The sequence below is a fragment of the Streptomyces sp. XM83C genome, assembly GCF_023072675.1.
In the GTDB taxonomy this organism is placed as follows: Bacteria; Actinomycetota; Actinomycetes; order Streptomycetales; family Streptomycetaceae; genus Streptomyces; species Streptomyces thermocoprophilus.
The window spans coordinates 24,588-43,509 of the sequence record NZ_JALLGL010000012.1; the positions used below are offsets into that span (position 1 = coordinate 24,588).

Below are 18,922 nucleotides of genomic sequence, written 5' to 3' on the forward strand. Positions count from 1 at the left end.
CGCGATGAGTGCCGCAGACACGACCACCCCTGCCAAGGTGCCGCCGCCGCGGCAGGCACCGCCGCCCGTGACGAAGCGGCCCACGGCCGGCCGCGGCACCAAGGGCACCGCCGCCACACCATGGCTGCTGCTCGCCCCCTGTCTGCTCGTGCTCGTCCTCGTGATGGGCTATCCGCTGCTGCGGCTGGTCACCCTGTCCTTCCAGAAGTTCGGCCAGTCCCAGCTGTGGGGCTTCCAGCCCGCCGAGAACGTCGGCTTCGACAACTTCACCGCGGTGCTGGGCGACGACGAGTTCTGGACGGTCGTGATCCGCACGATCGTCTTCGCGGGGGGCGCCGTCGTCCTCACCATGGTGATCGGCATGCTGCTCGCCCTGCTGCTGCAGAAGGTCTCCGGCTGGCTCAAGACCCTGATCAACATCGTCCTGGTCGCCAGCTGGGGCATGCCCGTCATCGTCGCCACCACCGTCTTCAAGTGGCTCTTCGACACCGACTACGGCGTGTTCAACGCGCTCCTCAGCAAACTCCCCGGCGTCGACATGGTCGGCCACAACTGGTTCGCCAGCGGCCCGCAGGGCCTCGCCGTGATCATGCTGCTCGTGGTGTGGGGCGCGGTGCCCTTCGTGGTCATCACCCTCAGCGCCGGACTCACCCAGGTCCCCAAGGAACTGGAGGAGGCCGCCCGCCTCGACGGCGCCGGCGCCTGGGGCGTTTTCCGGTTCGTCACCCTGCCGATCCTCAAGCCGATCATCGTGATGCTCACGACCCTGTCGGTCATCTGGGACATGGGCGTCTTCCCGCAGGTGTTCGTCATGCGCAACGGCCACCCCGAGGCCGAGTTCCAGGTCCTCAACACCTACTCCTACGACCGCGCCTTCGTGGTCAACGACTACGCGCAGGGCTCCGCCATCGCCCTGCTCACCGTGCTCCTCCTGCTCGGCGTGGTCGCCGTGTACATGCGCCAGATGCTGAAGATCGGAGAGGTCGAATGAGCACCGCCACGGTCGCGAAGACGGACGGCGCCCCGGTGCGCACCGCCCGCCGCACCTCCCGCCTCGGCTGGAACCTGATCGGCCTGCTGGTCTTCCTCACCGCCGGCTTCCCGCTGTACTGGATGCTCAACACGGCGTTCAAACCGGCCAAGGACGCCATCGACCCGGACCCGAGCCTGCTGCCCACCGGCCTCACCTTCGACAACTTCAGCCGGGCCCTGAACATCGCCGACTTCTGGGGACCCGTCGGCCGCAGCCTGATCGTGTCCCTCGCGGTCGTCCTCATCGGCATCGTCGTCGGCACGCTCGCCGCGCTCGCCATCTCCCGGTTCGCCTTCCGCGGCCGCAAGATCGTCATCGTCGGCATCCTCGCGGTCCAGATGGTCCCGCTCGTCGCGATGATCATCCCGGTCTTCCTGCTGCTGAACGACCTCGGCCAGTACGACCGGCTCACCGGCCTGATCATCACCTACCTGACCTTCATCCTCCCGTTCACCGTGTGGACGCTGCGCGGCTTCATCGTCAACATCCCGCGCGAACTGGAGGAGGCCGCCATGGTCGACGGCTGCTCCCGCACCGGCGCGTTCATCCGCGTCGTCTTCCCCCTGCTCGCCCCCGGCATGGTCGCCACCAGCGTCTACGGCTTCATCCAGGCCTGGAACGAGTACCTGTACGCCCTGATGCTGCTCAGCCAGAAGAACCAGACCGCCACCGTCTGGCTCGGCAACTTCACCACCAAACACGGCACCGAATACGCCCCGATGATGGCCGGCGCCACCATGATGGCCGTGCCGATCGTCGTCCTGTTCCTCCTCGTCCAGCGCAAGATGGCCGCGGGCCTGACCGCCGGCGCCGTGAAGGGATAACGCCACCCGATGACGACAATCGCCAGCGGCACCGACACCCTCACCCGCGACGCCCTCACCGTCCTCCAGCCCGGCTTCACCGGCACCACAGCCCCCGACTGGCTGCTGCGCCGCCTCGGCGAGGGCCTCGCCTCCGTCGGCCTGTTCGGCCGCAACATCGCCACCGCCGACCAGGTCGCCGCCCTCACCGCCCAGCTGCGCGCCGAACGCGACGACGTCCTCGTCGCCGTCGACGAGGAGGGCGGCGACGTCACCCGCCTCGAGGTGCGCACCGGCTCCAGCTTCCCCGGCAACCACGCCCTCGGCGCCGTCGACGACCCGAAGCTCACCCGTGCCGTCGCCCACGAGCTGGGCCGCCGCCTCGCCGCCTGCGGCGTCAACTTCAACTGGGCCCCGTCGGCCGACGTCAACTCCAACGCCGCCAACCCGGTCATCGGGGTGCGCTCCTTCGGCTCCGACACCGCCCTCGTCGCCCGGCACACCGCCGCCTACGTCGAAGGCCTCCAGGCCGCCGGTGTCGCCGCCTGCACCAAGCACTTCCCCGGCCACGGCGACACCGCCGTCGACTCCCACCACGCCCTGCCCCGCATCGACGCGAGCGCCGACGTCGTCGCCGAACGCGACCTCGCCCCCTTCCGCGCCGCGATCGAGGCCGGCACGCGTGCGGTGATGAGCGCCCACATCCTCGTCCCCGCGCTCGACCCCGAGCACCCGGCGACCCTCTCCCGCCGCATCCTCACCGACCTGCTGCGCGGCGAACTCGGCTACGACGGCCTCATCGTCACCGACGGCATGGAGATGCAGGCCATCTCCGCCACCTACGGCATCGAACGCGGCAGCGTCCTCGCCATCGCCGCCGGCGCCGACGCGATCTGCGTGGGCGGCGGCCTCGCCGACGACGAGACCGTACGGCGCCTGCGCGACGCCCTGGTGACCGCCGTACGCGCCGGTGAACTGCCCGAGGAACGCCTCGCCGACGCCGCCGAACGCGTCCGCCGCCTCGCCCGCTGGACCGCCGCCGCCCGGACCGGCGCCCCGGCCGGCCCCGCCGACCCGGAGGTCGGACTGCACGCCGCGCGCCGCGCCCTGCGCGTCACCGGCGGCGACTCCTTCACCCCGCTCACCGAGGCGCCGTACGTCGCCGCGTTCAGCCCCGTCGCCAATATCGCCGTCGGTGACGAGACGCCCTGGGGCGTCGCCGCCGAGCTGGCCCGGCTGCTGCCCGGCACCGAGACCGGCAGCTTCGCCGGGGAGGACGCGGGCCCCGCGGCGCTGGTGGCGGCCGGGGAGCGCCGTATCGTCGCCGTGGTCCGCGACGAGCACCGGCACCCCTGGATGGGCACGGCCCTCGACGTCCTCCTCGCGGCCCGCCCCGACACCGTTGTCGTCGAGATGGGCCTCCCGCAGTCCGCGCCGCGCGGCGCCCTCCACCTCGCCACCCACGGCGCCGCCCGCGTCTGCGGCCGGGCGGCGGCCGAGGTCATCGCGGGGGCGTAGCGGGACCGGGGCAGCACACAGGCCGGGCGCCGGCTCCCCTCAGGGAGCCGGCGCCCGGCCTGTGTGTGAAGTGGCAGGGTGCCCCCGGCACGTGGCCGGGGACCGCCGTCTAGAGACCCTGCCACTCCGGCTTGTCGGCATAGGTGTGCCGGAAGTAGTCGGCCAGCTTCAGCTTGGACGCCGCCGCCTCGTCGACCACCACCGTGGCGTGCGGGTGCAGTTGCAGCGCCGACGCCGGGCACACCGCCGCCACGGGCCCCTCGACGGTCGCCGCGACCGCGTCGGCCTTGCCCTCGCCCGTGGCCAGCAGCACCAGGTGCCGGGCCTCCAGGATGGTGCCGATGCCCTGCGTGATGACGTGGTGCGGCACCTGCTCGATGTCCCCGTCGAAGAAGCGCGCGTTGTCCACCCGGGTCTGCTCGGTGAGCGTCTTGATCCGGGTGCGGGAGGCGAGCGAGGAGCAGGGCTCGTTGAAGCCGATGTGCCCGTCGGTGCCGATGCCCAGCAGTTGCAGATCGACCCCGCCCGCCTCGGCCAGCGCACGGTCGTACGCCTCGCAGGCCGCCTGTACGTCGTCCGCGGTGCCGTCCGGCCCCATGAAGTTCTCCATCGGCACGCCGAGCGGCTCCAGCACCTCGCGGCGCAGCACGGAGCGGTAGGACTCCGGGTGGTCGGCGGGCAGCCCCACGTATTCGTCGAGCTGCGCGATCCGCGCCCGCGAGGCGTCGACGGCGCCGGAGCGGACCTTCGCGGTCAGGGCCTGGTAGATCGGCAGCGGGGTCGAGCCGGTGGCGACGCCGAGCAGCGCGTCCGGCTTGCGGCGCAGCAGTTGCGCCATGGCCTCGGCGATGAGCTCGCCGCCCGCTGCGGCGTCCGGAACGATCACAACTTCCACGCTGGCCTGCCGTTCTGGGGAGGGGGCTGGAGAGGGCCCGGTAGGACTATGTGGTTTAGACCAATCTAACAGAGTCGGCCGCCGCCGCCCATGCGATCCGTACCCTGGGACGCGGCGGGTCGCAGGGGCCCGGCCCGGCCGGTGCAGGGCCTCTCGGGAGTGTCGTCCGCGGGTGCGACGGTCGCCTTTCGTGGGGGGCGTGCATCGGCGGGGAGCGGCCGGTGTCGCGTAATTCGCACGCTCCGCGGGGCTCCGGACCCGGCCGGGTGCGGCTAGGCTTCGCAGAGCGGCGGTCGCCCGCGCCCTCGGGGTGCCGGCAAATCCGCCGTCGACGCATGGACACGCAGAGTGGTCTAGTCCACAATGCTTGCAGGACCCCGCGCTCCGGCGCGGAGAACGACGCGCGACGGAGCGCGGATCGAGCCTCCGCCTTCCCCGCACAGGAAGGCGGATCGAGGAACCGGAGCTCTCTGCCCTGACTGCCCCGGCTCCTCGTCCTTCGGCCGACCGGGACCGCACACCCCACGGCCGATATTGCTCCGGGCTGCGGTGCCGGGAGGGTTGAGGGTCCCTCCCAGGCGCCGCGGCCCGCGGGTGTTTCCGGGCCCGGAAGCCCCTGCTCCGGCCTTGGCCGCACCCGCCCCCCTCCGGCTGTCCCGGTCTCGCCCTGCGGCTTTCCGGACCTGGCCCTCGGTCCGTCCCGGACCTGGCTCACGGCCTTTCGGCCCCACCCCTCCCGCTGTCCCGCCCGCGTCGATTCGGGCCCGCCCCTACCGGCGGGTTACGCTCGCTGACGTGCCCTCCATGAACGAACTGGTCCGCCAGCACACCGCCCTCGACGACTCCGACCTCGAGTGGCTCCACCTGCTGGTCTCGGAGTGGCAGCTGCTCTCCGACCTGTCCTTCGCCGACCTGGTCCTGTGGGTGCCCACCAGCGACGGCACACGCTATGTCTCCGTGGCCCAGATGCGGCCCAACACGGGCCCGACGTCGTACCAGGACGACATGGTCGGCCATCTCGTCCCGCGTGGCCGCCGACCCATGCTGGACGCCGCTCTCGACGAGGGCCGTATCGTCCGCGAGGGCGACCCGGAGTGGCGTGAGGAGGTCCCCGTACGGGTCGAGTCGATCCCCGTACGCCGCGAGGGCAGGGTCCTCGGGGTGATCGCCCGCAACACCAATCTGCTCACCGTGCGCACCCCGAGCCGGCTGGAACTGACCTATCTGCAGAGCGCCTCCGACCTCGCGCAGATGATCGCGGCCGGTACGTTCCCCTTCCCCGACCAGCAGGTCGACATGGACGCCTCGCCGCGCGTCGGGGACGGCCTGGTCCGGGTGGACGCCGACGGCATCGTCCAGTACGCCTCCCCGAACGCCCTGTCCGCCTACCACCGGCTGGGCCTCGCCGCCGACCTGGTCGGCCATCACCTCGGGCAGCTCACCGCCGAACTCGCCCCGACGCGCGGGCCGGTGGACGAGGCGCTGGCGAAGGTGGCGAGCGGCTGGGCGCCGCGCGAGTTCGAGATCGAGGCCAATGACGGGGTCATCCAGTTCCGGGCGATCCCGCTGAAACCGAAGGGGACGCGCATCGGCTCGCTGGTGCTGCTCCGGGACGTCACGGAACTGCGGCGACGCGAACGGGAGTTGATCACCAAGGATGCGACCATCCGGGAGATCCACCACCGGGTGAAGAACAACTTGCAGACCGTCGCCGCGCTGCTGCGGCTTCAGGCCCGGCGGATCGAGTCCGAGCGGGGCCGGGAGGCGCTGGAGGAGGCCGTGCGCCGGGTCGGGTCGATCGCGATCGTGCACGAGACGCTGTCGCAGAACCTCGACGAGCGCGTGGAGTTCGACGACATCGCCGACCGGGTCCTCGCGATGGTCGCCGAGATCTCCCCGGGCAAGGTGACGGGCCGGCGCTCCGGGCGGTTCGGCATCCTGGACGCCGAGGTGGCGACGCCGCTGTCGATGGTGCTGACGGAGATCCTTCAGAACGCCCTGGAGCACGGTTTCCGCGAGGGCGACACCGGCACGGTGGAGGTGTCGGCGGTGCGCGGCGGCACGACGAAGGAGGCGCGGCTGCTCGTCACCGTGCAGGACGACGGGGTCGGTCTGCCGGAGGGCTTCGACCCGCACCGCTCGGGCAACCTGGGGCTCCAGATCGTACGGACCCTGGTGGAGGGCGAGTTGGGCGGTACCTTCGACATGGTCCCGGCGCCCGAGAGGGGCACGCGGGTGATCCTGGACATTCCGGTACGGGCGCAGAAGTAGCGTCGGCCGCCCGGCCGGTGGCGCGCCCATACGCCGGAGGGTGCCGCTTCACGGGGCATACCTCCAAATGGCCCGTACGGCAAGGGCGTTGAGGCCGATGTCACACTCCGTGTCCGGACAGCGAAAAGCCCCGGACCGGTGGGTCCGAGGCTGATGCTCGACTGCTGCTCTGCTATCTCAAGCGCGTCGGGGGTACTGCGCGCTGCGGCTCGGGGGCGGGAGATGCGTACGCGCTGTACGCGCCGCCAAGCTCAGGCTGTCAGCAGGGGTGCGCGGGTCAGGCGGAGGCCTGACGGGCCCGGTTGCGGGCGGCGCGGCGCTTCATCGCGCGGCGCTCGTCCTCGCTGAGGCCACCCCAGACGCCGGAGTCCTGGCCGGACTCGAGCGCCCACTGCAGACACTGCTCGATCACCGGGCAGCGACGGCAGACGGCCTTGGCTTCCTCGATCTGCAGCAGCGCAGGACCGGTGTTGCCGATGGGGAAGAAGAGCTCGGGGTCTTCCTCGCGGCAAACGGCGTTGTGACGCCAGTCCATGGCTGCTACCTCTCCTTGGTATTACGTGCAAGTTGCTTGTGAATGTGAACGCTTTCACGAATCCCTCAACAAGGGAAGGGCCGACCGCCGGGTTCCCCGGCGTGGTCCTGGGTTTGTAGAGGGGTTCTGGTGATCAGTGGAGGCCGGTCTTGCGGGCCGTCCCGATCGCCACGTAGAGACTCGCAAACCTCGGCGACGGATACAACCCCTTCCGGAAAGTTTTTTTTGATTCTTCGGTGTCGACTAGGTCACAGCCGTACTTCCATGGGGTGGATCCTGGCCTAAACGTTCGAGTGAAAGGACTTTGGGCCCTTCTGCTCACACAATCACACGCAGTGCACGGCGTACGCCTGTGAACGTCACGCTGGTTCGCAGGCCCAGGTGGTCACCGTCCATCTGAAGGGGCAGCGGCACCTTCGAATGCAAGGTGAACTGCTCCAGGTCGTGCAGGGTGGTGGCGTGCTTGCCGCGCGGGCCGCGCTCCGGGGACGAAGTGAGCAACTGGGTGCCATACCGGGCAACCGAGGCGGTGGACAGACGGCTGAGAGCGAACACGTCGAGCCCGCAATCGAACGAGGCTTTAGGCGACGCATAGATCGGGCGATTGCCCAGGAACGTCCACGGCGAGGTGTTCGAGACTATCGAGAGCACGAGATCCGTGACCGGCTCCTCGCCCTCGCGCTCCAGCGTGATCGTGCCGTGCCGGCGGTTCGGCTCGCCGAGCAGTTGGCGCACCACCTGGCGGACGTAGAGCGCGTGCGTCGACTTCTTGCCGCGCTCGCGCTGCTGCTCGACCCGGCCGACCACACCCGCGTCGAAGCCCAGGCCGGCGTTGAAGGTGAACCAGCGGTGCGGCACCTCCGCGTCGTCCGTACCGGGCGTGCCCGAGGCCAGACCCAGGCCGACGGTGCGTTCGCTGCCCTCGCGCAGCGCGTCCAGCAGGGCGCCGGTCGCCTCCACGGCGTCGTTCGGCAGGCCGAGGGCGCGGGCGAAGACATTGGTGGAACCGCCGGGGACCACGGCGAGGCCGGGCAGCCGGTCGGGGTCGGGTCCCGCGTGCAGCAGACCGTTGACGACCTCGTTGACCGTGCCGTCGCCGCCGAGTGCCACCACGAGGTCGATGTCGTCGCCGAGCGCCGCCTGCCGGCCCAGGTCACGCGCGTGGCCGCGGTACTCGGTGGTGACCGCCTCCAGCTTCATCTCACTGGCGAGTGCGTGGATGAGCACGTCACGTGTCCGTGCACTGGTGGTGGTAGCCGCCGGATTGACCACGAGAAGTGCACGCATGACGTGCAGGGTACCTACTGGGTGGTACTGCGCCCAGCGCGAGGTAGGGATCGGGTAAGAGACCGGACCCCGGAACGGGCCGGCGCGGGGGTGCGGTCACGGGTCCTGCGACGGGGGCGACCGTCCGGCGCCCGTCCCGCGACGGCGGCGAGACGGGCGGCGAGACGCGCCACGAGACCGGCCGTGAGACGCGCCACGAGACCGGCCGCGAGACCGGCCGCGAGACGCGCCGCGAGACGGGCCCCGGACCGGCCGCGGGAACAGCCGGCGGCGGCACGGGACCGGCCCCCGGGGACGGCATCCCCGGGCGGATACCCTTCTGGGGTGAGCAGTGAGCAGACCACCAGCACCGGCCGCCCCGCCGGCCCCCGCCCGCGGCGACTGACGTACGCCGCCGCGCTCGCCGCCCTGGAGGGGCTCGCGCTGGTCGCCGGCGGGGTCTGGATGCTCGTCCTCGGCTTCACCGGGGACCCCGACGACCGGGGGCAGGCCGTCACCGGCGGCATCACCCTGATCGTCCTGGCGCTGCTGCCGCTGCTGGCCGCCCGCGGGCTGCTCGCCCGTCGCAGCTGGAGCCGCGGCCCGGCCGTCATCACGCAGATCATGGCGCTGCCGGTCGCCTACAGCCTGCTGACCTCCGACGGCCCCGGCATCCCGGTCGGCATCGTCCTCGCCGTCGTCGCCGTCACCTCGCTCGTCCTGCTGGTCAACGGGGAGACGACCCGGGCCCTGGGCATCCGCGGACCCGGCGGCGCCCAGAAGTAGTCCGGGGGCCGACAAGCCTCACCGGGGGCCGAGAAAGCCTCGTGGGCCGGCGCGGCCCCGGCCTCGCCCTCGGGCCGGCGCGAGGGCGGCGCCCGGCGTCACTCCTCGACGAGGAGCTTCTCCCGCAGCTGCGCCAGCGTCCGCGCCAGCAGCCGCGACACATGCATCTGCGAGATGCCGACCTCCTGCGCGATCTGCGACTGGGTCATGTTGCCGAAGAACCTCAGCAGCAGGATGCGCTTCTCCCGCGGCGGCAGATCCTCCAGCAGTGGCTTGAGGGACTCGCGGTACTCCACGCCCTCCAGCGCCTCGTCCTCGGCGCCCAGGGTGTCGGCGACCGCGGGAGACTCGTCGTCGGTGTCGGGGACGTCCAGGGACAGCGTGGAGTACGCGTTGGCGGACTCCAGGCCCTCCAGGACCTCCTCCTCCGAGATGGCCAGCTTCTCGGCCAGCTCGTGCACCGTGGGGGAGCGGCCGTGCTGCTGGGACAGCTCCGCCGTGGCCGTCGTCAGTGACAGCCGCAGCTCCTGAAGCCGACGCGGCACCCGCACCGCCCAGCCCTTGTCGCGGAAGTGCCGCTTGATCTCGCCGACGACCGTCGGGGTGGCGTACGTCGAGAACTCCACGCCCCGGTCCGGGTCGAACCGGTCGACCGACTTGATCAGGCCGATCGTCGCGACCTGCGTCAGATCGTCCAGCGGCTCGCCACGGTTGCGGAAGCGGCGCGCGAGATGCTCCACGAGCGGCAGATGCATCCGGACCAGCCGGTTCCGCAGCTCCGCGTACTCCGGGGTGCCCTCCTTCAGGCCGCGCAGCTCGACGAACAGCGCCCGTGCGCCGCTGCGGTCCTGCGGGTCGTGCCGCACACCCGGTGCGTTCTGCGTGCCCGGCGTTTCGTGCTCGCCGTGTCGCTCGTGCTCGCTCATCGTCCCGCCCGTTGCCCTTCCCCGAGCCCTTGCCGGTGCCCGGACAGGGGTGACCCCGACCCGCTCGTCCAGAGGCGTGCTCCGCGAGGCACCTCCGTGTGCCCGCCGCCCGCCGTCGGGGACGACCGCCTCGGGGTCGTCCTCCGGATGCGGCCGGGCCTGTTCCGGGATGCCGTCGATGCCCTCAGCCGTGCGCCGGGCGCCGCCCTGGACCCCCGGAGCGTCCTCGGGAGGCAGTTCCCGTGTGCCGCGCTCTTCGTCCCGCACCGGCCCGTCCCCGTCCCTCACGCCGGCCCGGGTCCCGCGCCGCGCTGTTTGTAGAGGCTGATCGACACGATCCTGTCCTCGTCCACGGCGGACGAGACCTTGCCCGCCAGCGCGGACAGCACGGTCCAGGCGAAGGTGTCCCGTGACGGAGCGTGACCGTCAGTGGTCGGCGCGGAGACGGTGACCTCCAGCGAGTCGTCGACGAGCCGGAAGACACAGGAGAGCACCGAGCCGGGCACGGCCTGCTGCAACAGGATCGCGCAGGCCTCGTCCACCGCGATGCGCAGGTCCTCGATCTCGTCGAGGGTGAAGTCCAAACGGGCCGCGAGACCGGCCGTGGCCGTCCGCAGCACCGACAGGTAGGCACCCGCGGCAGGCAGCCGGACTTCCACGAAGTCCTGGGTCACGGGCTCGCCGTCGATGTGGGACACCCTCACCTCCAAGGTGGTACAAGCTGTTCGGGGCCGAGGGTCGCCCCCCGGGGTAACGCGATGTGTGGTTCAGCGGTGACGCTACCGCGCTCTGAACTTTCCTGTCCCAAGGACCCCAACCCCTTGCCGTAACTCATAGTAAAGCTCCGGATACGCTCCGTGGCTAGGGGGTGGGCGGTCTCAATCGGGAAGAGCGCGCGCCGGTTTGACGTACCCAGACGTCAGACGTCCGAACCGTACCCGCCGGACTCACACCAGGACATGGTCCACGAAGCACCAGCGCCAGTCCTCGCCCGGTTCGAAGGTCCGCATCACCGGGTGCCCGGTCTCCGCGTGGTGTCCCGTGGCGTGCCGGCCCGGCGAGGAGTCGCAGCAGCCCACATGCCCGCACGTCAGACACAACCGCAGCTGCACCGGGTGGGTGCCGTCCCGCAGACACTCCGGACATGTCTCGCTCAGCGGGACAGGTTCCGGGTGCGGCAGCGCGTCCGCGTGCGTGCACTGTTTCATGATTGCCAGATTACGACGGGCGTGACGACGGCCGCGCGGAAAAAGAGCGTGCGGACGACCGCACGGAAAAGGTGTGCGGACGATCGCGCGGACAAGGAAAGGCGGGCGAGGCCGATGGACGTGATGCCGCTGCTCCTGCTGGTGGCGGGCAGCGCCGCGGTCGCGGGACTGGCCCGGCGCACGCCCGTGCCGGCCCCCCTGCTGCTCGTGGCGGTCGGCCTGGCGCTCTCCTACCTCCCCGGCGTCCCCGACTACACCCTCGACCCGGAGGTGGTCCTGCCGCTGCTGCTGCCGCCGCTGCTGTACACCTCCGCCACCGAGAGTTCCTATCTCGACCTGCGCGCGCAGAAGCGGGCCATCGCCCTGCTGTCCGTCGGGTACGTGCTGTTCGCGACCGTCGTCGTCGGGCTCGCCGCCTACGCGCTCGTACCGGGACTTCCGCTGACTGCGGCACTGGTGCTGGGTGCGGTCGTCGCACCGCCGGACGCGGTCGCCGCCACCGCCGTCGCCCGCCGCGTCGGCCTCCCCTCCCGGATCACCACGATCCTCCAGGGCGAGTCCCTCCTCAACGACGCCACCGCGATCACCGCCTACAAGGTCGCCGTCGCCGCCGCGATCGGCGAGGGCGCCTCCTGGGCCGACGGCATCGAGGAGTTCCTCGTCGCGTCCGTCGGCGGCGTCGCCGTCGGACTGGTGCTCATGGCGCCCCTGCACTGGCTGCGTACCCGCCTGACGGAACCCCTGCTCCAGAACACGCTGTCGCTGCTCATCCCGTTCGTCGCCTACGCCGCCGCCGAACAGGTCCACGCCTCCGGCGTCCTCGCCGTCGTCGTCGTGGCCCTCTACCTCGGCCACCGCGCCTGGGAGGTCGGCTTCGCCACCCGCCTCCAGGAGGAGGCGGTGTGGAAGATGGTCGCGTTCGTCCTGGAGTCCGCGGTGTTCGCGCTGATCGGCCTGCAACTGCCGTTCGTGCTGCGCGGACTCGGCGCGTACGAGGGAGCAGAGGCCGTCTGGTACGCCCTCGCCCTCTTCCTGGTGGTCGTCGCGGCCCGCTTCCTGTGGGTGTATCCGGCGACCTTCCTGCCCCGCGTGCTGTCGGCGCGGATCAGGGAACGCGAGGAGAACCCGACCTGGCGCGGCCCCGTCGTCGTCGCCTGGGCCGGAATGCGCGGCGTGGTCTCCCTCGCGATCGCCTTCTCCATCCCGCTGACCCTGCACGACAGCGAGCAGCCCTTCCCGCACCGCGACCTGATCCTCTTCCTCACCTTCACCACCGTCATCGGCACACTGGTGGTGCAGGGCCTCTCGCTGCCGCCACTGATCCGGCTGCTGAGGTTCCCCGCCCGTGACACCCGCGCCGCGACCCTCGCCGAGGCCAACGCCCAGGCGCAGGCCTCCCGCGCCGCCGAGCAGCGTCTGGACGACCTGCTCGCCGACGAGCGCAACGCCCTCCCGCCGCCCCTCGCCGACCGGCTCCGCACCGTGCTCGAACGCCGCCGCAACGCCGTCTGGGAGCGGCTCGGCCAGGTCAACCCGGTCACCGGCGAGACCGTCGACGACACCTACCGCAGACTCTCCCGCGAGATGATCAGCGCCGAACGCGAGGTGTTCGTCAAGCTCCGCGACGGCCGCTACATCGACGACGAGATGCTGCGCACCCTGCTGCGCCGCCTGGACCTGGAGGAGGCGGCGGCCTACCGCGAGACGGCCTGACCGTGACTTGCGGCGGGGCCGGACCAACGGCCTGAGCGTGGGCTCCCTGCGGGGCCGGGCTGGGGGAACGGCCGGCCGGTGATCACCGCGGCGACCGTCGTCCCGCGCGGGAAGGCGCCCTCCTCGGCCAGAGCGGCGAGACCGTGCAGCATTTTGGCCACATAGAGACGCTCGACGGGCAGCCCGTGCCGGTCCTCGAAGGCCGCCGCGAACGCGTCGAGCCACTCCGGCACGCGCGCGTAGCCCCCGCAGTGGAAGCGGTCGTTCAGCGACCAGGTGCCGCGCGGCCCGCCGAACGCCTCCGTCTGGAGCCGCCGTACCTCCGCCGCGAGGAAACCGCCCTTCAGGACGGGAACCCCGAGGGCGCGCTGCCCCGGGCCGAGTCCCGCGGCCAGCCCCGCGAGCGTCCCGCCCGTGCCGCAGGCCACGGCGACGACGTCCGCCGCGCCGCGCAGTTCGGCGCCGAGCGCTGTGCAGCCGCGGACCGCGTGCGCGTTGCTGCCGCCCTCCGGGACGACGTACGCGCCCGGCTCGCCGACCGCGCGCAGCAGCCCGCCCAGGGTGTCCGGCTCGGCCTTGTGCCGATACGTCGATCTGTCGACGAAGTGCAGCCGCATGCCGTCCGCCGCGCACCGGGCAAGGGACGGGTTGAGCGGGCGTGCGGCCAGTTCGTCGCCGCGCACCACGCCCACCGTCGCCACCCCGAGCAGCCGGCCCGCGGCTGCGGTGGCCCGCAGATGGTTCGACCAGGCGCCGCCGAACGTGACGACCGTACGGCCGGCCGCGGCGGCCAGGTTGGGGGAGAGTTTGCGCCACTTGTTGCCGACCAGCTCCGGATGGATCAGGTCGTCCCGCTTCAGCAGCAGGCGCACACCGTGCCGGTCGAAGCGGTCGTCCCGCACCTCCTGGAGCGGGGAGGGCAGGCGGGGCCGCAGCGTGTCGAGTCCGGTCACCGCCTCATTGTCGAACACCCGCCCGCGTCGTGACGGAGGGGCGCGTCCGAGACAGGCGGGCCCCAGGCCCGGGGTGGGCGAGGCCTCAGGTGCGCCCGCCGAGCGCTGCCCTCACTTCAGGCGGTCGCGGATCCGCTCCCGAAGCCAGGTCATCGTGAACCCCCGCGGGTCCACCTTCCCCGGCTGCCATTCCAGATGGCCGATCACGGACCGTTCGGTCCAGCCGTGCCGCCGGCAGATCGCCGCCGCGGCCTTCTCGACGGCGGCCAGCTGGGCGGGCGGCCAGGGGTCCTGGCCGTTGCCGAGGTTCTCGCACTCGAAGCCGTAGAAGTGCCGGTTGCCGTCGGTGTTCGTCTCGTTGTCGTGGGGCAGCGCCTTCTCCGCGATCACCGCGCGCAGGACGTCGTCGTCGCCGAGGCCCGCGTGGTTGGCGCGGCCGTACCCGACGAGGTGGACCGTGCCGTCCTTGGTGATGACCCCGTGGCAGAGCGGGCCGGGCAGACCCGAGTAGCCCTTGCGGCACAGCTCCACGGTCCGGGCGGAGCCCTCCGTCGCCGTGTGATGGATCATCACGCCGTGCACGGGACCCCACGCGCCCTTGTGGTTCCGGTTGTGGTGGCGCCAGTCGCCGACCTCGACAACGGTCAGGCCCTCTTTTCTGAGGGCGTCCAGGAATGCGCTTGCGGACAGGGGCGAGGCCATGGCTGCCTCCTCGGCGTTGCGTCGTGCTGCTGTCCGCGGCCGCCGGATGCGACCGCCTTCGTCCCGGACCTTCTACCGAACCGGAATGATCCACTACACATCGTTCGTACGGTGTGCGAGCCGATCCGGACAAACACCGGCGCCCGTCGGCCACGAGCCGCGAACGGAAGATCGCGCGCGGCGAACGGAAGATCGGCGGCGGCGAACGGGAGGCTGCGAGCCGTCGACGGCAGGCCGTGAGCGGTGAGCGGAAGGCTGGAGCCGCTGTTGGACGAAATCCCCATATGTGCCCAGTCCGTGGAGATCCAATCCCGCTCTTTCGTGTAATAGCACGAGCACGGTGCGTGATGAAACGCTGGTCGTGAGATCGATGCCCGGCACAGTTCGGGTGCCGGAGCATGACCGGGAGGGCAATACCTTATGTCGGTAGGCGAAGAGGTCCGCACGGAGCAGGCCAGGCCGCAGCAGAGCCTGGGCACCGCGGCCGCGCGGAACCTGGCCACCACCACCAAGTCGGTCCCGCAGATGCAGGAGATCAGCTCCCGCTGGCTGCTGCGGATGCTTCCGTGGGTGGACGTCCAAGGCGGCACGTACCGCGTCAACCGCCGTCTGACGTACGCCGTCGGCGACGGCCGTATCACCTTCGTGAAGACCGGCGACCGCGTCGAGGTCATCCCCGCGGAACTCGGCGAACTGCCCGCCCTGCGGGGGTACGAGGACGAGGAGGTGCTGACCGAACTCGCCCGGCGCTGCACTCAGCGCGAGGCCGCCGCGGGCGAGATCATCGCCTCCTTCGGCAGCCGCACCGACGAGGTGTATCTGCTGGCGCACGGCCGCGTGGAGAAGGTCGGCACCGGCCCCTACGGCGACGACCAGGTCCTCGGAGTCCTCGCCGACGGCGCCTACTTCGGAGACACGGCACTGACGTCCGAGGACGCCATCTGGGAGTACACCGCCCGCGCCGACACCGCGTGCACCCTGCTCGTCCTCACCCGCGACCAGGTCCAGCAGGTCGCCGAACGCTCGGAGTCCCTCGCCGACCACATCAGGCAGCAGCGCACCCTGCCGGAACAGCGCACCAACAAGTACGGCGAGAAGGAGGTCGAACTCGCCGCCGGCCACTCCGGCGAACCCGACATCCCGCACACCTTCGTCGACTACGAACCCCGGCCCCGCGAGTACGAACTGAGCATCGCCCAGACCGTGCTGCGCATCCACAGCCGCGTGGCCGACCTGTACAACCAGCCGATGAACCAGACCGAGCAGCAGCTGCGGCTCACCGTCGAGGCGTTGAAGGAGCGCCAGGAACACGAGCTGGTCAACAACCGCGAGTTCGGCCTGCTCCACAACTGCGAGTACGACCAGCGCATCCAGCCGCACGACGGCGTGCCCGGCCCGGACGACATGGACGAGCTGCTCAGCCGGCGCCGCGGCACCAAGATGTTCCTCGCCCACCCGCGCGCCATCGCCGCGTTCGGCCGCGAACTGAACAAGCGCGGACTGGTGCCCGAGACCATCGACGTCGGCGGCAACCGCATCCCCACCTGGCGCGGCGTGCCCATCTACCCGTGCAACAAGATCCCGGTGACGCCGGAGCGAACCAGCTCCATCATCGCCATGCGTCTCGGCGAGGCCGACCAGGGCGTCGTGGGCCTGCGTCAGTCCGGCATCCCCGACGAGATCGAACCGAGCCTGTCCGTGCGGTTCATGGGCATCAACGAACAGGCCATCATCAAGTACCTGGTGACGGCCTACTACTCCGCCGCCGTCCTCGTCCCCGACGCGCTCGGCGTGCTGGAGAACGTCGAGATCGGCCGCTGGCGATGACCCTTCCCGCCGACGGGACGCCGTGCGTCCGCCCCGCCCGGCGGACGCACCGCGGCGGCACCGGCCCAGCCCCCGCGGCACAGCCGCCCCCCGTCGACACGCCGCCGAGGGGGAGCCGTTGACCGAGCCCCTGACCCAGCCCGCCGACCGGCACACCAGCGTCCCCGCGGCACGCGCCCAGGAGACGGCCGGGACCGCCGGCCGGCGCGCGAGCCGGGACGACCCCGGCGCCCCGGCCGTGACCGCCGACGAACCGAGGACCGGCCCCGACCGGGCCACGGCCGGCGACGGTCCTGAGGCGGCCGGCCTCCTGCGCCGCACACGCGAGGTCGTCGACCCGGGCCTGCGCGCGGCCCTGGACACCCTGCCGGACCCGATGCGGCGCGTCGCGCTCTACCACTTCGGCTGGCAGAACGCCGACGGCACCCCCGCGTCCGGCGGCGCCGGCAAGGCCCTGCGCCCCGCGCTCGTCCTCGCGGCAGCCGCCGCGCTCGGCGGGCCCGAGGCCCGGGACAGCGCCGTACGGGCGGCCGTCGCGGTCGAACTGATCCACAACTTCACACTGGTCCACGACGACGTGATGGACCGGGACGCCACCCGACGCCACCGGCCCACCGCCTGGACGGTGTTCGGGGACGCCGACGCGATCCTCGCCGGGGACGCCCTCCAGGCGCTCGCCCTGCGGCTGCTCGCCGAGGACCCGCACCCGGCGTCGGCCGCCGCTGCGGCCCGCCTCGCGGGCTGCGTCGTCGAACTGTGCGCCGGACAGCACGCGGACACCGCACTGGAGCGCCGCGGCCCCGCCGAGGTCGGCCTGACGGAAGTCCTCGCCATGGCCGAGGCCAAGACGGGTGCGCTGATCGGATGTGCCTGCGCGCTCGGCGCGCTGTACGCGGGAGCGTCCGCCGACGATGTCGCAGCGCTGGACGCGTTCGGCCGGCAGGCCGGGCTCGCCTTCCAGCTCATCGACGACGTCATCGGCATCTGGGGCGACCCGGGACGCACCGGCAAACCCGTCGGCGCGGACCTCGCCGCCCGCAAGAAGTCCCTCCCGGTGGTCGCGGCGCTCGCCTCCGGGACCCCGGCCGCCGCGGAACTGGCCGCACTGTACGAGCGGCCCTACGACAAGGAGGACCTGACCAGCACGGCACTCGCCGTGGAACGCGCCGGTGGGCGGGACTGGGCGCAGACCGAGGCCGCCGAGCGGATGTCCCGCGCCGTACAGGCACTGTCCCGGGCGATCCCGCGGCCGGAGTCGGCGGAAGAGCTGCTCGCACTGGCCGAGTTCGTCACCCGGCGCAGCACCTGACCCCCGCCGCCCCACGCGGCGCGGCGCCCGGCCGCCACGCCTCACCGGACCCCGGACCGAGGGGACCGCGCGGTTCCTGACCCCGCGCGGCCACCCCGGCACCGGCCGGGCGGGTCCCGCACATCCCCACGGTGTGCGGGCCCCGCCCTCATTCCCCGGCGGAACGCACCCCGCCCGCCACCCGGTCGTGCCCGGGAATCCCCTCGCGCCCCACCGCGCCATGCGGTCGAAGGCCTTGCAGACAAAGGCAGTCGACCGGAGGGAGAACCCATGGGCGTGGCGATCCGCACGGCGGGCGAGGACGCGGGCCCCGCGTCCGGCCCATGTGGCGCGAGCCGCGCCGCTGACCGCGCGAGCGCCGTCCGCCAGGCCGCCCTACCCTGGGGAAATGGACAGCGAGAAACATGTCTGTGCTGTCTGCGGACAGCCCGTCGAGACGGTCGTACGGCGCCACAAGACGCTCGGCGCCTGGGTCCCCGTATGGGTGCCGGGCCCCTGCCGGAACCCCGACTGCACCGCCTACGGCACCCCGCCGGAGGAGTCCCCCACCCCGCAGTCCGCACACCGGGAGGGCGGTACGAAAGCCGGCACGGATCCGGGCAACGGCGGCCCCGGAGAACGCCCCGACGCGGATCCCGGCTCCGCTCCGAGCCCGAAAACGCGCTGACCACCCCGTCGGCAACCGCCTACGCTCTGCCCGCATGACCGGACACATCCTGCACATCACCGAACGCGCCCTGTGGGAAGCCGCCCGAGCCGACGGCGCCTACACGATGTCGACGCGCGGTCGCACCCTCGCCGAGGAGGGCTTCGTCCACTGCTCGACCCGCGCCCAGCTCCCCGCGGTGGCGCGCTTCCTCTACGGCTCCTACGACGGCCCCGACGAACTGCTGGTGCTGGTGATCGACCCGGAGCGGCTGGAGGCGCCGGTGAAGTACGAGGCACCGGAGCCGGGCGGCGAGGAGTTCCCGCACGTGTACGGGCCGATCCCGGTGAAGGCGGTCGTCGCGACGGAACCCTGGCCGGACGGTCGGGGCGACAGGCCCTAGGTGTATTGCCCTGAGAGGTTAGGAACGCGGCTGGCGGGTGGCTGGCCTTTCAGCGCGGTGTGTCCGCGGTGGTGATTGTAGGTGTGCAGCCAGTCGGGGAAGGCGTCGCGTCGTTGTTGTTCTGACCG

General features: G+C 71.9%; 18 protein-coding genes and 1 pseudogene. 10 read left to right on the top strand and 9 right to left on the bottom strand.

The annotated features are described in order from the left end of the window. Positions 1 to 4: 4 nt before the first annotated feature. Genes MTQ10_RS02980 through MTQ10_RS02990 form a run of 3 tightly spaced genes read left to right on the top strand, consistent with a single transcriptional unit; the run spans position 5 to position 3,354 of the window. The gene (locus MTQ10_RS02980) at positions 5 to 991 is read left to right on the top strand and encodes a carbohydrate ABC transporter permease (protein WP_247461878.1); all 987 of its coding nucleotides are present in this window, start codon (positions 5 to 7) and stop codon (positions 989 to 991) included. Beyond that, complete coding sequence (locus MTQ10_RS02985; RefSeq protein WP_247461879.1) at positions 988 to 1,857, top strand: carbohydrate ABC transporter permease; 870 nt, start codon at positions 988 to 990, stop codon at positions 1,855 to 1,857. Before MTQ10_RS02980 ends, MTQ10_RS02985 begins: the two co-directional genes overlap by 4 nt. A 9-nt stretch (positions 1,858 to 1,866) precedes the next feature. Further along, positions 1,867 to 3,354 carry a glycoside hydrolase family 3 protein gene (locus MTQ10_RS02990; RefSeq protein ID WP_247461881.1) on the top strand — a complete coding sequence of 496 codons (1,488 nt, stop codon included), beginning with the start codon at positions 1,867 to 1,869 and terminating at the stop codon, positions 3,352 to 3,354. A 109-nt stretch (positions 3,355 to 3,463) separates the two neighbouring features. On the opposite strand, the gene nagB is transcribed toward MTQ10_RS02990, so the two are convergent. Continuing rightward, positions 3,464 to 4,249, bottom strand: a complete 786-nt coding sequence (gene nagB, locus MTQ10_RS02995) for a glucosamine-6-phosphate deaminase (RefSeq protein ID WP_247461883.1) — start codon at positions 4,247 to 4,249, stop codon at positions 3,464 to 3,466. An 804-nt stretch (positions 4,250 to 5,053) separates the two neighbouring features. Here nagB and MTQ10_RS03000 point away from each other — a divergent pair. Beyond that, positions 5,054 to 6,520: a sensor histidine kinase gene (locus MTQ10_RS03000; protein WP_247461908.1), complete on the top strand. Its 1,467-nt coding sequence runs from the start codon at positions 5,054 to 5,056 to the stop codon at positions 6,518 to 6,520. A 277-nt stretch (positions 6,521 to 6,797) separates the two neighbouring features. Here the strand turns inward: MTQ10_RS03000 and MTQ10_RS03005 are convergent, their stop codons facing one another. Both MTQ10_RS03005 and MTQ10_RS03010 read right to left on the bottom strand, forming a co-directional pair. Next, positions 6,798 to 7,055 (bottom strand): WhiB family transcriptional regulator, encoded by a 258-nt coding sequence (locus tag MTQ10_RS03005; protein ID WP_003992873.1) that lies wholly within the window; start codon positions 7,053 to 7,055, stop codon positions 6,798 to 6,800. A gap of 318 nt (positions 7,056 to 7,373) precedes the next feature. Further along, the gene (locus tag MTQ10_RS03010; protein WP_247461885.1) at positions 7,374 to 8,342 is read right to left on the bottom strand and encodes a diacylglycerol/lipid kinase family protein; all 969 of its coding nucleotides are present in this window, start codon (positions 8,340 to 8,342) and stop codon (positions 7,374 to 7,376) included. A 324-nt stretch (positions 8,343 to 8,666) separates the two neighbouring features. Between MTQ10_RS03010 and MTQ10_RS03015 the strand changes: the two genes are divergently transcribed. After that, complete coding sequence (locus MTQ10_RS03015; RefSeq protein WP_247461887.1) at positions 8,667 to 9,107, top strand: hypothetical protein; 441 nt, start codon at positions 8,667 to 8,669, stop codon at positions 9,105 to 9,107. Positions 9,108 to 9,205: 98 nt separating this feature from the next. On the opposite strand, the gene MTQ10_RS03020 is transcribed toward MTQ10_RS03015, so the two are convergent. From MTQ10_RS03020 to MTQ10_RS03030, 3 genes are all read right to left on the bottom strand, one after another. Then, the gene (locus tag MTQ10_RS03020) at positions 9,206 to 10,300 is read right to left on the bottom strand and encodes an RNA polymerase sigma factor SigF (RefSeq protein WP_247461889.1); all 1,095 of its coding nucleotides are present in this window, start codon (positions 10,298 to 10,300) and stop codon (positions 9,206 to 9,208) included. A gap of 17 nt (positions 10,301 to 10,317) precedes the next feature. Further along, positions 10,318 to 10,731: an anti-sigma regulatory factor gene (locus MTQ10_RS03025; RefSeq protein ID WP_247461910.1), complete on the bottom strand. Its 414-nt coding sequence runs from the start codon at positions 10,729 to 10,731 to the stop codon at positions 10,318 to 10,320. A gap of 249 nt (positions 10,732 to 10,980) precedes the next feature. Continuing rightward, complete coding sequence (locus MTQ10_RS03030) at positions 10,981 to 11,241, bottom strand: UBP-type zinc finger domain-containing protein (RefSeq protein ID WP_247461891.1); 261 nt, start codon at positions 11,239 to 11,241, stop codon at positions 10,981 to 10,983. A gap of 114 nt (positions 11,242 to 11,355) precedes the next feature. Between MTQ10_RS03030 and MTQ10_RS03035 the strand changes: the two genes are divergently transcribed. Beyond that, the gene (locus tag MTQ10_RS03035; RefSeq protein ID WP_247461892.1) at positions 11,356 to 12,954 is read left to right on the top strand and encodes a Na+/H+ antiporter; all 1,599 of its coding nucleotides are present in this window, start codon (positions 11,356 to 11,358) and stop codon (positions 12,952 to 12,954) included. On the opposite strand, the gene MTQ10_RS03040 is transcribed toward MTQ10_RS03035, so the two are convergent. Both MTQ10_RS03040 and MTQ10_RS03045 read right to left on the bottom strand, forming a co-directional pair. Next, positions 12,936 to 13,907 (bottom strand): 1-aminocyclopropane-1-carboxylate deaminase/D-cysteine desulfhydrase, encoded by a 972-nt coding sequence (locus tag MTQ10_RS03040; protein ID WP_247461894.1) that lies wholly within the window; start codon positions 13,905 to 13,907, stop codon positions 12,936 to 12,938. The genes MTQ10_RS03035 and MTQ10_RS03040 overlap by 19 nt on opposite strands. A gap of 111 nt (positions 13,908 to 14,018) precedes the next feature. Then, entirely contained in the window at positions 14,019 to 14,609 is a 591-nt protein-coding gene (locus MTQ10_RS03045; RefSeq protein WP_247461896.1) for an N-acetylmuramoyl-L-alanine amidase, read from the bottom strand. A gap of 420 nt (positions 14,610 to 15,029) precedes the next feature. Between MTQ10_RS03045 and MTQ10_RS03050 the strand changes: the two genes are divergently transcribed. The 4 genes from MTQ10_RS03050 to MTQ10_RS03065 all read left to right on the top strand — a co-directional run bounded on the left by MTQ10_RS03050 (position 15,030) and on the right by MTQ10_RS03065 (position 18,794). Beyond that, entirely contained in the window at positions 15,030 to 16,436 is a 1,407-nt protein-coding gene (locus MTQ10_RS03050) for a family 2B encapsulin nanocompartment shell protein (RefSeq protein WP_247461898.1), read from the top strand. A 118-nt stretch (positions 16,437 to 16,554) separates the two neighbouring features. Further along, positions 16,555 to 17,745: a family 2 encapsulin nanocompartment cargo protein polyprenyl transferase gene (locus MTQ10_RS03055; RefSeq protein WP_282611712.1), complete on the top strand. Its 1,191-nt coding sequence runs from the start codon at positions 16,555 to 16,557 to the stop codon at positions 17,743 to 17,745. Positions 17,746 to 18,133: 388 nt separating this feature from the next. Further along, positions 18,134 to 18,412 carry a hypothetical protein gene (locus MTQ10_RS03060; RefSeq protein ID WP_247461900.1) on the top strand — a complete coding sequence of 93 codons (279 nt, stop codon included), beginning with the start codon at positions 18,134 to 18,136 and terminating at the stop codon, positions 18,410 to 18,412. Positions 18,413 to 18,446: 34 nt separating this feature from the next. Continuing rightward, on the top strand, positions 18,447 to 18,794 hold the full coding sequence (locus tag MTQ10_RS03065) for a DUF952 domain-containing protein (protein WP_247461901.1): 348 nt from the start codon (positions 18,447 to 18,449) through the stop codon (positions 18,792 to 18,794). Here the strand turns inward: MTQ10_RS03065 and MTQ10_RS03070 are convergent. Continuing rightward, positions 18,791 to 18,922, bottom strand: a pseudogene (locus MTQ10_RS03070) (IS481 family transposase); the annotation flags it as partial. The gene MTQ10_RS03065 and the pseudogene MTQ10_RS03070 sit on opposite strands and share 4 nt — an antisense overlap.